Here is a 12471-nt window from a genome sequence, read left to right as displayed (position 1 = left end):
TCGTTTCAAGGGCCGGCCGGAAGCCGGCCGCCCCACGGGAGCTACTCCACCCGGCCCGGCGTGACCTTGTAGACCGCCGCCCTGTCGGCAATCGCCTCGAATGCCGCCGGATCGGCCCCCGTGAGCCAGACCTGCGCCCCGAAGCTCTCCAGCCGGTCATAGAGTGCGGCGCGGCGGCTTGGATCGAGATGGGCGGCGACCTCGTCGAGCAACACGATAGGAGTCATGCCGGTGAGGCGCGCCACCAGCTTCGCATGCGCGAGCACCAGTCCCAGAAGCAGCGCCTTCTGCTCGCCGGTCGATGCGCGCTCCGCAGCGATGCCCTTCGGGCCATGCACGACGAGAAGATCGGTGAGGTGCGGCCCTTCCAGCGTGCGCCCCGCCGCGCGGTCGCGCGAGCGTCCATCCCGCAGGACCTGGCGATAACGCTCCTCCACCGCCAGCGCCGGTTCATCGAGAACAGCGTTCTCGATGGCGCCGTCGAGCGCGATGCGGGCATGGGGAAAGGGTGACGAGGGGTCGATTTCCTCGTCGATCAACCCGGCGAGGCGGCGCACCGTATCCGCCCTCGATGCGGCAACGGCGATCGCAAGATCGGCGACCTCATGCTCCGCGGCGTCGAGCCAGCGCAGATCGGCATTGGGCTCTTCCAAAAGGCGATTGCGCGAGCGCAGTGCCCGTTCGAGCGCGTTGACCCGGGTGCCGTGGCCGGCATCGACGGCCAGCACCAGACGGTCGAGGAAGCGCCGGCGCTCTCCCGCGGAACCTGAGAACAGCCCATCCATGGAAGGCGTCAGCCAGACGAGCCGCAGGTGATCGGAGAAGGCGGTGGCGGAGGAGACGGGCTGGCGATCGATGCGATATTTGCGTGGACCTGCGTCCGGCCCTTCGACACCGGTGCCGAGATGCACCGGCCCCAGAGCGCCATCCACCTCGACGGCGACGGCAAAGCCGCCGGGGCCTTCCTCGCTCGCCATGTCTTCCAGTTCGGCACGGCGCAGGCCCTTGCCCTGGGTGAGCAGGGAAATTGCTTCCAGCACGTTGGTCTTGCCGGCGCCGTTCTGGCCGGTGAGCACCACCATGCCGGAATCGACGGCAAGATCGAGACGCGAATAGGAACGGAACGTCGTGAGGATCAGGCGGGTGATGCGGGGCGAGATCATCCTGGGATCCCGGGTGCGCGGACATCATGTCCGCTCTACCCTTGTCTTGAAGCGTGCCGTTTCCGGGATGCGGGCAAAAAGGTCCTCGCCTGCAGGCGATTTACACCCGCATCGGCATCAGCACATAGAGCGCAGCGGCGCCCTCACGGTCCTGCACCAGCGTGGGCGAACCGGGATCGGCGAATTTCAGGAGCGCGGTGTCGCCATCGAGCTGGGCGGCGATATCGAGGAGGTAGCGCGAGTTGAAGCCGATATCTAGCGGGCTGGAATCGTAGTCGACCTCGATTTCCTCCGTCGCCGTACCAGAATCCGGGTTGGTGACGGTGAGGACCAGGCGCCCCTCATTCAACGAAAGCTTGACGGCACGGCCGCGCTCCGAGGAGATGGTCGACACGCGGTCGACGGCGGCCGTGAAGTCGGCGCGCTCGACGATCAGGGACTTGTCGTTGCCGGTCGGGATGACGCGGGCGTAGTCCGGGAAGGTGCCGTCGATCAGCTTGGAAGTGAGCACCACCGGGCCGATGGTGAAGCGCACCTTGGCCTGCGACAGTTCCACCGATACCAGCGCCTCGGCATCCTCCATCAGCTTCTGGATCTCGCCGACCGCCTTGCGCGGAAGGATCACGCCCGGCATGCCGTTGGCCCCCTCCGGCGCCGGAAGCTCGACGCGGGCGAGGCGGTGGCCATCCGTGGCGACGGCGCGGATGCGCTGCTCACCCTCGACATCCAGCGTGTGCAGATAGATGCCGTTGAGATAATAGCGCGTCTCCTCGGTGGAGATGGCGAACTGGGTCTTCTCGATCAGCTTGCGCAGGTCCGCGGCCTTGAGCTGGAAGGTGTGCGGGAAGTCGCCGGCAGCAAGATCGGGAAAGTCGGACGGCGGCAGCGTCTGCAGGGTGAAACGCGAACGGCCGGAGCGAACGATCAGCTGCGTGGCCTCTCCGCCACCCTCAAGCGAGACCTGCGCACCGTCGGGAAGCTTGCGCACGATATCGTAGAGGGTGTGCGCAGGCACCGTGGTGGCGCCTTCCATGATGACGTCGGCCGGCGAGGACTCGACCACTTCGAGATCGAGGTCCGTGGCCTTCAGCAGCAGACTGGCGCCCTGCGCTTCGATCAACACGTTGGAAAGGATCGGAATGGTATTGCGCCGCTCGACGACGCGATGAACATGGCCCAGCGATTTGAGAAGGGCGGTCCGTTCGAGCGTAACCTTCATGGAAAGCGTCCTGGCATAGCGAAACGCGGGCGAGGCTAAGGCCCAACCCACGCCGGAAAAGGGCGAAGACCATGCAATCTGCCGTGTGGAAAGGCAAGCGATCACACGCCTTTTTTGGGGTTATCCTGAATATCCGGGTGCACGGGCATCCTGCCCGTTCTTGCACCGGTCCGCTTGAAGCATAAGAATGGGCAGGATGCCTACGCACCCCGATGACCGTACCTCGGCGGTCTAGAGATGAGGCACCGGTTCCAGCAGGACCACGAGCCGTTGGACGATGGCGAGAACCGCGATGATGATGACGAGAATGCGGGCGATCTGCTTGAACCGCCCCTCCATGGGCAGGCGGTCGATGACATACATCAAAAGCCAGCAGACGACGCCGATGATGACGATGCCGATCAGCAGGGAGATCACCTCGGACAGCATGGGACTTCTCCAGATACAAAACCACGGCGCGAGCCGTGGCCTGTAACGCCGCCCGAAGGTGGAGGTTCCCGTACGTATCCGTCCTTACTTCGCCCGGATGAAACCGACGATGTCCTTCACCGAATTCATGATCGGCGCCGCAAGGGCGCGGGCACGCTGGGAACCATCGGCAAGCACCGCGTCGATATGAGCCGGATCGGCCATCAGGCGTTTCATTTCGGCTGTAATCGGCGAGAGCTTGGCCACGGTGAGGTCGGCCAGCGCGGTCTTGAATGTCGAGAATTGTCCGCCGCCGAATTCGCTCAGGATCTCCGCGACGCCCTGACCCGACAGTGCCGAGAAGATCGCGACGAGATTGTCTGCTTCCGCGCGGCCCTTGAGGCCCTCCGCCTCGCTCGGCAATGGCTCGGGATCGGTACGGGCCTTGCGGATCTTGGAGGCGATGGTGTCCGCATCGTCGGTCATGTTGATGCGCGAGAGATCGGACGGGTCCGACTTCGACATCTTCTTGGTACCGTCGCGCAGGCTCATCACGCGCGTCGCCGCGCCCTGGATCAGCGGCTCGGGCAATGGAAAGAAGCCATCGTTGAAGCCATGCCCGATGATGGATTCGGCGTAGTCGTTGTTGAATTTCGTGGCGATGTCGCGCGCGAGTTCCAGGTGCTGCTTCTGGTCCTCGCCCACCGGCACATGCGTGGCGCGGTAGACCAGGATATCGGCGGCCATCAGCGCCGGATAGGCGAACAGGCCGACCGAAGCGGCCTCCTTGTCCTTGCCTGCCTTTTCCTTGAACTGCGTCATGCGATTGAGCCAGCCCATGCGGGCCACGCAGTTGAAGACCCAGGCGAGCTCCGCATGCTCGGCCACCTGGCTCTGATTGAAAACGATATGCGCCGTGGGATCGATGCCGGCCGCAATGAAGGCCGCGGTCACCTCTCGGATGGCATTGCGGAGCGCCTTGGGATCCTGCCAGACGGTGATGGCGTGCTCATCCACCACGCAGTAGATGCAATCGTAGTTCTTCTGCATCTCGACGAAACGCTGAATGGCGCCGAGATAATTGCCCAAATGCAGGTTGCCCGTCGGCTGAACGCCCGAAAAGACGCGCTCCACGAACTTCGTCATGGTTCTCGATTCCGTAAGCAGGAAAATTCCTGGAAGTGTCGAGCGCTTATGGCGGGCAGCCGGAGAGGATGCAAGTGCGCAGGCCACCCGGAGGCGCAGATTGCCGCGGAGATCCGCGACGATTTGACGAATTCTGCGGGAAGTCCAATCAAACTATGGCACTGCAGCAGAAACCTCGCAAAGGCACTCGATGCCCCCTCCCGAAACATCCCTGCGCCTCCTTATCGTCGGCGGTTATGGCGTGTTCGGCGGGCGCCTCGTCGAATTGCTCGCGGACGAGCCGCGCCTGACCATTCTGGTCGCTGGCCGGACGCTGGAAATGGCAAGGCTTTTCTGCGCTCGCCACGTCTCCAGGGCCACGCTTGTTGCCACGGCCTTCGACCGGGACCATCCGCTCGCCCCGCAGTTGGAAGTCCTCAGGCCTGATATCGTGGTCGATGCCAGCGGCCCCTTCCAGAACTATGGCGAGACACCCTACCGCCTCGTCGAGGCGGCGATCTCCTACGGCGCGGACTATTTGGACTTCTCCGACGGCGCAGCATTCGTACGAGGCATCAGTCGCTACGACGGCGCGGCGAAGGCAAGGGGCCTGACTGTACTGGCCGGGGTCAGCAGCTTTCCAGTGCTGACGGCGGCCGTGGTGCGGCATCTCACGCGCGACGGCGTGCGCCTGACCTCCATCCGCGCCGGCATCGCCCCCTCCCCGCATGCGGTGGTGGGCGAGAATGTCTTCCGCGCGATCTCCTCCTATGCCGGGCAAGCCGTGCGCACGCGACGGCGCGGCCAGACGGCACTCGCCCATCCTCTCACGGAGACGATGCGCTACACCATAGTCCCACCGGGTCGCCTGCCTTTGCCGAACACGCTCTTCTCATTGATGGACGTGCCCGATCTCCTGCTGCTCGCGGACTTCAAACCGGAGGTGGAGACGGTCTGGATCGGCGCCGGGCCGAGGCCGGAAATCCTGCACCGAGCCCTGATCGGCCTCAGTCTCTTGGTGCGGGCAAGGCTGCTGCCCTCGCTCTCGCCGCTGGCGCCCCTGTTCCAACGCGCCAATCGCCTCCTGCGCTGGGGCGCCCATTGCGGCGGCATGTTCGTCGAGATCGAAGGCCGCAACCACCGTGGCGCCGCGGTCCGGCGCTCCTGGCATCTCAATGCGGAGGGCGACGACGGTCCCTATATTCCCTCGATGGCCATCGAGGCGCTCCTTCGCAAGCGGCTCGCGGGCGAGCGGACCGACCCGGGGGCACGCCCGGCTATGGGAACTCTCGACCTTGCAGACTATCACCGGGTCTTTGCCGGGCGAACCTTCAGCCACGGCGTACGCGACGAGGTCGCCCTTGCAGGCAAGCCTCTCTACCCGCGCCTTCTCGGAGAGGCATACGACACATTGCCACCGAGCATACGCAACATTCACGCCCTCGGTGATGCCGCCCGGCGCATGTGCGGGCGTGCCCGCGTGACCCGTGGCAAGGGACTCGCTGCTCGCCTCGTCGCGGGGCTCGTCGGCTTTCTGCCGGAAGCGGATGATGTCCCCATTGCCGTGACCTTCACGCGGAAAGCCGGGGGCGAACTATGGCTACGCGATTTCGGCGGCCGTCGCTTCTCGAGCTTGCACGTACCGGGCAAGGGCCGCTCGGCCGGGCTGGTGGAGGAGCGTTTCGGTCCCTTCCGCTTCGGCCTGGCCCTCGTGGTGGAGGATGGGAAGCTCCATCTCGTCGTATGCAACTGGAACGTCCTCGGCATGCCCTTGCCGCGTTTCCTGGCGCCCGGCGGCAACAGCTTCGAAAGCGAGGAGGAAGGCCGCTTCAACTTTCATGTCGAAATCGGCCATCCGCTGCTGGGACTGATCGTGCGCTATCAGGGCTGGCTCATCCCCGATAACCCGCCCTGAACGGCGTTATTTTCACGGCAACGCTTTCGTTCCCCGCTGCGGCGGTGTATGAGGCGCCACACTTATCAAGTTTCAGGACATCATCGTGAAGGTTATCGCCAGCCAGATTCGCAAGGGCAACGTCGTCGAGATCGACAATCAGCTTCTCGTCGTACTCAAGGCCGAGAGCTTCTTCCCCGGCAAGGGCACGCCCACCACCCAGATCGACATGCGCCGCCTGTCGGATGGCGTGAAGACGGTGCAGCGCTACCGCACCACCGAGCAGGTCGAGCGCGCCTTCATCGAGACCAAGCCCTACACCTATCTCTACGAAGATGCCCACGGCTTCGCCTTCATGAACATGGAGAGCTATGAGCAGGTTTCCGTGCCGGCCGATGTGATCGGCGACCAGTCGGTCTATCTGGCCGAGAACATGGAAAGCCAGCTCAGCCTCTACAACGGCGTGCCGGTCGCCATCGAGTTGCCGGCGCGCGTGGTGCTGGAAGTGACCGATACGGAGCCGGTCACCAAGGGCCAGACCGCCTCGTCCTCCTACAAGCCCGCCACCCTCTCCAACGGCGTGCGCACCACCGTGCCGCCCCACATCACCGCGGGAACCCGCGTGGTGATCATGACGGAAGACGGCTCCTACGTGGAACGTGCGAAGGACTGATTTCACGGAAGCGCCGGCTTCGGCCGGCTCTCGCAAACAGAAATGTGAAAAGGCGCGACCGCAGAAAACGCTCGCGCCTTTTCACTTCCGGCAGCGTGTCAGGAAGCAGCCGGGAGCCGGCCGCTCCAGGATGCGTCGGCGCTCGCGGCGATCTCCGCCTGGATGGCCTCGGCCACGGTTTTCGGATCTGGCGCGGCCACGATGGGACGGCCGACCACGAGATAGTCGGCACCGGCGCGGATGGCATCTGCGGGCGTCATGATGCGCTTCTGGTCTCCCGCGTCGGCTCCGGCCGGGCGCACGCCGGGCGTGACCAGCAGCATGCTGTCGCCGACCCGGTTGCGCGTGGCGGCGGCCTCCTCGGGAGACAGGATGAGGCCGGGCACTCCGAGTGCCATGGCCTGCGCGACGCGCTGGGACACGAGTTCGCTCACGCTCTGGCGATAGCCGGCTTCGGCCAGGTCGGCATCGTCATAGGAGGTCATGACCGTCACGCCCAGGATCTTGAGATCCGAGCCGCGCGCGCCCTCCACTGCTGCCTTCATCGTCTGCGGGAAGGCATGCACCGTGAGGAAGGTCATGCCCATGCGGGCGATGGCCTCAACCCCCTTGGCGACCGTGTTGCCGATATCGTGCAGCTTCATGTCGAGGAAGATCTTCTTGCCCGAGCGGGCGAGATCCTGGGCGAACGGCAACCCCCCGTTGAAGACGAGCTGGTAGCCGATCTTGTAGAAGGCGACGCTTTCGCCGAGTTGCGTCACCAAGGCCTCGGCCCTGGCGACACTATCGACGTCCAGCGCGCAGATCAGGCGGTCCCTCGTATCCAAATCCATCGCTTGCAACTCATTTCCTCGGCAGCTGTGTATAGGCCCAGACGCGGGCCGGCGGGACATTGCGCCAGATCCGCGGCGAGGCCTTCCATGTGAAGAAGGCGTTGCGGGTCGGAATCGGCGAGGTAAGGGAATAGGTGAACTGAACGAAGGGCGCGCCGGGCTGCATCAGCGTGAAGGCCTGGGCCAGCAGGTCGAGCCGCTGCGCTTCGGGACGGGTCAGCAGGGGCAGTCCGCAGACGACGGCCGCCGCCTTGCCCCCGAGCTTGCCGTCGAGCGTCCTGGCGAGCGCATAGGCGTCGCCCTGCACGACCGATGCCTTCGGGAAGCGGCGCGCCAGCAGGTCGCAGAACTCCGGGCTGTATTCCACCAGAACGAGACGCTCTTCAGCAACGCCGCGCTCGACCAGGGCCTGGGTGATCGGACCGGTACCGGGGCCGATCTCCACCACCGGGCCGAGGGAAGCGGGATCGACGTGACTGGCCATGACCTTGGAGAGGATGCGGCTCGAGGGTGTCACCGAGCCCATCTGCATGGGCTTTTCGGTCCAGCTCCTGAAGAACTGCGCTGCCTCACCGAACCTTCCCTTCGGCCTGGGCCCGCAATTCGTCCGTCGCGCGCCACCTCTGTGGATCATCGCATGCTCCTTGCTTGCCCCGCCAGCATGGCTATTGGCGAACGGCTGTTGCGTCAAGGAAATGTCATCGAGATTACGACGACATGCTCCGAGGTCGAGGAGCAGCGGGTGCCGGATGGCCGGCCCGGCGCCATTCCCCGCGCACCTCCTCGTCGTCCTCGCGGTCACGATCGTCGAGACGAGCGGTCAATCGTTGCGGCGCGAGGCGGGAAAGAGCCCAGACCGCCATGGCGCGCACGAGGGCCGAGCGGTCGTTGAGAAGGGCCTCGGCCTCGATCCCAAGGCCGGCATCGCCGGAATTTCCGATGGCAATCAGGACGTTGCGGATGAAACGGTCACGGCCGATGCGCTTCACCGGATTCTTCGCAAAGTGCGCGCGGAAGGCGGCATCGTCCAGTCGCGCCAATTCCGCCAGCTTCGGCTGGCGCAGAGCCTCGCGTGCCATCAGCTTCTGCTCGCGCGCCGCCACGGCGAACTTGTTCCAGGGACACGCGGCAAGGCAATCGTCGCAGCCATAGATACGATTGCCGATCGCCTCGCGAAACTCTTCGGGGATGGGCCCCTTGTTCTCGATGGTGAGATAGGAGATGCAGCGCCGCGCATCGAGCCTGTAGGGTGCTGGGAAGGCTGCCGTCGGGCAAGAGTCGAGGCAGGCGCGACAGGAGCCGCAATGGTCGCGCTCGGGCTCGTCGGCTTCGATTTCGGCGGCGGTGAAAATCGAGCCGAGGAAGAGCCACGACCCGAATGTGCGGCTGACGAGATTGGTGTGCTTGCCCTGCCACCCCAGTCCGGCAGCGGCAGCCAGCGGCTTCTCCATGACGGGAGCGGTGTCGACGAACACCTTGAGCGGCAGGCCGGTCAACTCGCCCCACCAGCGCCCGAGGCTCTTCAGCTTCTTCTTGACGACGTCGTGATAGTCGTCGCCCTGCGCATAGACCGAGATCAGGGCGGTGGCCGGGTCGGCGAGTCCGGCCATGGGATCACCTACCGGACCGTAATTCAGGCCGAGCATGACGATGCTGCGCACGTCGGGCCAGAGCATTCGCGGATCGCCGCGCTGGTCGGACCGGTCATTCATCCAGCCCATTTCGCCATGGAAGCCCCGATCGAGAAAGGCTCGCAGGCGCGCGGGTGCCGATGGAATGGCGTCGGGCGTGGTGACACGGACGACATCGAAGCCCTCGGCTTCGGCATGAGCAAGAAGTTGGGACTTCAGGGAGGTCATGGACTGCTCGGGAGCGCAAACCTCCCCAGGTCAGAAATCCAGATCGGCATAGGTCGAGGAAGGCGGCGTTCCCCGCACGGTTTCGGCCAGGAGCGGCCGAAAGGAGGGGCGGGATTTGAGGCGCGCATACCATTCCTTGGCAGCGCTGTCCTCGTCCCAGGGCACGTCGCCGAGATAGTCCACGATGGACAAATGCGCCGCCGCGACGAAATCGGCATAGGAGAGCCTGTCACCCGCCAGCCAGTTGCGGCGCCGAACCAGATATCCGACATAGCGCAGATGATAGCGCACATTGGACTTGGCTGCACGGATGGCGGCCGTATCCGGCGAAGATCCACCCTCCCCGACGGGGAGGAAGCGCTTCAGGATCTTCTCGGTGATGAGATATTCGCTCACCTCGGCGTTGAACTTGATGTTGAACCACTCGATGAGGCGGCGCGTCTCCACGCGGGCGCGCGGGTCGCGCGGCAACAGCCGCTGTTCGCCGAGGGCGTCGCCATAGGCTTCGTCGAGATACTCGCAGATCGGCGAAGCGCCGGGGACCGTCAGGCCGGTCGCGTCGATCATCACCGGCAGCACGCCGGCGGGGTTCATATGCAGGAAGGCCTCGCGGCGCTCCCAAGGCTTCTCCTCGACAAGATCGGTCGCGACATCCATTTCGCTCAGCACGAGGCGAATGAAACGGGATTGCGGATCGACGGTGTTGTGAAAGAGCTTTGCCATTGAACCCAAAAATCTGGAAAAGCGGACAGGAAGCCCGGAACGCGAGGCGGAAGCCCGGTATACGCCCCTGTGTAAGCCCCGGGCAACAGCCTTGAGCAAGTAGAACACAGGCACCGGGGCCAGGGGGCCAAAAAGGGAGTCGGGGGTTAACGGGGAGTTAACCCCTGTGGCCGCCGGCATCCCTGCCCGCCGCTCATGCCGAAGCGCCCGGCAGTTAAGGAGGCGGGCAAGGTCGCCACGCGTGCGGGGATTGCGAAGCGAGCTGCCGGCCTGGAGCGGCGTTTCAGCCCGCGGAAACCACGCCAATGCGCGTCCTGGCTGCCTCTTTCGTTCCCCGAGGCCAGAAGCTCCCGAGCCCGAGCCGGAAGCCCGCGATCCCCGGGAATTACGCCGACAACCCGCCGGCCAGGCTCGGCAGGTCGAAGGGCCGGAAACCGAAATGCGAGAGCCAGCGCACATCCGCGTCGAAGAAGGGACGCAGGTCCGGCATGCCGTATTTCAGCATGGCGATGCGATCGATGCCCATGCCCCAGGCGAAACCCTGGTATTCGTCGGGGTCGAGGCCGCAATTGCGCAGGACATTGGGATGCACCATGCCGCAGCCCAGGATCTCCAGCCAGTCCTCGCCCTCGCCGAAGCGGATCTCACCGCCCTTGCGGGAGCACTGGATGTCGACTTCCAGCGAAGGTTCCGTGAAGGGGAAGAAGGACGGCCGGAACCGCATCTTCACCGAAGGCACCTCGAAGAAGGCGCGGCAGAACTCCTCCAGCACCCATTTCATGTGGCCGACATGGCTGGTCTTGTCGATGACGAGCCCCTCGACCTGGTGGAACATCGGGGTGTGGGTCTGATCGCTGTCGCACCGATAGGTACGCCCCGGGATGACGACGCGGATCGGCGGCTTCTGGCTGAGCATCGTGCGCACCTGCACCGGGCTGGTATGGGTGCGCAGCACCTTGCGCTCGCCGCTCTCGTCCGGGGCGAAGAAGAAGGTGTCGTGCATCTCGCGCGCCGGATGGCCGGGCGGGAAGTTCAGCAGCGTGAAGTTGTATTCGTCCGTCTCGATGTCGGGACCCTCGGCAACGGCGAAGCCCATGTCGGCGAAGATCGCGGTGATCTCGTCGATGACCTGGCTGATCGGATGGAGGCGTCCGACCTCCGTGCCGCTCTCGCGTGCCGGCAGTGTGACGTCGAGGGCCTCGGCCTGCAGGCGGGCTTCCAGGGCGACCGCCTTCAGCACGCCCCTGCGTTCCGCGAGAGCAGCGGTGACGCGGTCCTTCACTTGGTTGATGGCGGCGCCAGCCGTCTTGCGCTCCTCCGGAGCCATCCTGCCCAGGCCGGCCAGCCGCTCCGAGATCGAGCCCTTCTTGCCGAGCGCCCCGACGCGCAGCGCCTCCAAGGCCGTCTCGTCGGCGGCGGCATCGATGTCGGTCAGAAGGCTGTTTTCAAGGCTCGCAAGGTCGTTCATAGGCTGTTCCTCAATCGAGGGGCCTTCTAGAGCATCGTGCCGAAAAGTGGAAGCCGCTTTTCCGTCGGAAGGGAACGCGGCTGCAGGAACCTCGCCGGCAGCTTGGGCTGTCGCGAAAGCCGCTGCATTCCCCGCCTCTCCCAAATAGGGCGTCATTTACAACACCGGAGGGATTGCAGTCGCGGGATCGAGAGCCCACAACAGATCATGCGTATCGTATGTGAGTACAGGCTATGACGCCGGCCCCCGACAACTCTTCTCCCACCAATATGCTCTCCACTGCCGAGGCCCTGGCCCCGGAAACCCGGGCGAAGGTGAGCGAACTGCGCCAGACCGAAGCACCTGCCTACCGGCTCGCCGCACTCGATCCCGATTTCATGCTTGGCGATTCCACCCGGGGCATCCGCTTCCAGCTGGAATATATGAAGGCCCAGGAAGGCTTGAGGGCGGCGCATATTCGCTCCACCATCGTGGTATTCGGCTCGGCGCGGGTGCGCGAGGATGCGCCGGGCAACCACGGCCGCTGGTACAAGGAGGCTCGCGCCTTCGGCTATATCGCATCCCGGCGCGGCGGCGCCATGAACGAGATAGGCGAAGGACGCTTCAACGTCATCGCCACCGGTGGCGGTCCCGGCATCATGGAGGCCGCCAATCGCGGAGCCAGCGAAGCTGGCGCACCGACCATCGGCTTCAACATCACCTTGCCGCACGAGCAATATCCCAACCCCTACACCACGCCGTCCCTCACCTTCCGCTTCCACTATTTCGCCATGCGAAAGATGCACCTGGCGATGCATGCGGCGGCGCTGGTGGTCTTCCCCGGCGGGTTCGGGACCTTCGACGAGTTGTTCGAGATCATCACGCTCCGGCAGACCGGAAAGATGTCCTTCTGCCCCATCATCCTGATCGACAGGGCCTATTGGACCAGGGTCGTGAACTTCGAGGCACTGGTGGAAGAGGGCCTCATTCGCTCCGAGGACCTGACGCTGTTCGACTATGCCGAGACCGCCGAGGAATGCTGGGCGATCCTCGAGCGCCATGGGCTGACGGCGCCAGCGGAGTAATCGCGGGTGTTCGGACATCCTGTCCGCCCTTTCGCCAGGCCC

Annotated in this window: 12 protein-coding genes; 3 read left to right on the top strand and 9 right to left on the bottom strand. The window is 64.8% G+C overall.

Features of this window, described 5'->3' with window-relative positions; all coding sequences use genetic code 11:
- Positions 1–41: 41 nt before the first annotated feature.
- From recF to trpS, 4 genes are all read right to left on the bottom strand, one after another.
- Positions 42–1163: a DNA replication/repair protein RecF gene (recF, locus tag AC6H34_RS14190; protein ID WP_448149348.1), complete on the bottom strand. Its 1122-nt coding sequence runs from the start codon at positions 1161–1163 to the stop codon at positions 42–44.
- A 100-nt stretch (positions 1164–1263) separates the two neighbouring features.
- Entirely contained in the window at positions 1264–2382 is a 1119-nt protein-coding gene (gene dnaN / locus AC6H34_RS14185; protein ID WP_448149349.1) for a DNA polymerase III subunit beta, read from the bottom strand.
- A 231-nt stretch (positions 2383–2613) separates the two neighbouring features.
- Positions 2614–2811, bottom strand: a complete 198-nt coding sequence (locus AC6H34_RS14180; RefSeq protein ID WP_448149350.1) for a Thivi_2564 family membrane protein — start codon at positions 2809–2811, stop codon at positions 2614–2616.
- Between the two features lie 84 nt (positions 2812–2895).
- Entirely contained in the window at positions 2896–3936 is a 1041-nt protein-coding gene (gene trpS / locus AC6H34_RS14175) for a tryptophan--tRNA ligase (protein ID WP_448149352.1), read from the bottom strand.
- Between the two features lie 190 nt (positions 3937–4126).
- On the opposite strand from trpS, the gene AC6H34_RS14170 reads away from it, so the two are divergent.
- Both AC6H34_RS14170 and efp read left to right on the top strand, forming a co-directional pair.
- On the top strand, positions 4127–5830 hold the full coding sequence (locus AC6H34_RS14170) for a saccharopine dehydrogenase family protein (RefSeq protein WP_497539197.1): 1704 nt from the start codon (positions 4127–4129) through the stop codon (positions 5828–5830).
- 82 nt (positions 5831–5912) lie between these two features.
- A complete protein-coding gene (gene efp / locus AC6H34_RS14165) occupies positions 5913–6482 on the top strand; it encodes an elongation factor P (protein ID WP_448151353.1) in 570 nt (189 codons plus the stop codon).
- 98 nt (positions 6483–6580) lie between these two features.
- Here the strand turns inward: efp and pyrF are convergent, their stop codons facing one another.
- The 5 genes from pyrF to pheS form a co-directional block, all read right to left on the bottom strand.
- A complete protein-coding gene (gene pyrF, locus AC6H34_RS14160) occupies positions 6581–7315 on the bottom strand; it encodes an orotidine-5'-phosphate decarboxylase (protein ID WP_448149354.1) in 735 nt (244 codons plus the stop codon).
- 10 nt (positions 7316–7325) lie between these two features.
- Positions 7326–7949 (bottom strand): class I SAM-dependent methyltransferase, encoded by a 624-nt coding sequence (locus AC6H34_RS14155; RefSeq protein ID WP_448149355.1) that lies wholly within the window; start codon positions 7947–7949, stop codon positions 7326–7328.
- A 73-nt stretch (positions 7950–8022) separates the two neighbouring features.
- Entirely contained in the window at positions 8023–9174 is a 1152-nt protein-coding gene (queG, locus tag AC6H34_RS14150; protein WP_448149356.1) for a tRNA epoxyqueuosine(34) reductase QueG, read from the bottom strand.
- A gap of 30 nt (positions 9175–9204) precedes the next feature.
- Positions 9205–9897 (bottom strand): glutathione S-transferase family protein, encoded by a 693-nt coding sequence (locus AC6H34_RS14145; RefSeq protein ID WP_448149357.1) that lies wholly within the window; start codon positions 9895–9897, stop codon positions 9205–9207.
- A gap of 385 nt (positions 9898–10282) precedes the next feature.
- Positions 10283–11365, bottom strand: a complete 1083-nt coding sequence (gene pheS, locus AC6H34_RS14140; RefSeq protein ID WP_448149358.1) for a phenylalanine--tRNA ligase subunit alpha — start codon at positions 11363–11365, stop codon at positions 10283–10285.
- A 233-nt stretch (positions 11366–11598) separates the two neighbouring features.
- Here pheS and AC6H34_RS14135 point away from each other — a divergent pair, with 233 nt between their 5' ends.
- Entirely contained in the window at positions 11599–12429 is an 831-nt protein-coding gene (locus AC6H34_RS14135) for an LOG family protein (RefSeq protein ID WP_497539196.1), read from the top strand.
- The last annotated feature ends 42 nt before the right edge of the window (positions 12430–12471 follow it).

It is taken from the genome of Labrys sp. ALF-8, assembly GCF_059699065.1.
The sequence above is the reverse complement of the archived record's forward strand: the minus strand, read 5'-3'. Positions and strand labels throughout refer to the sequence as shown.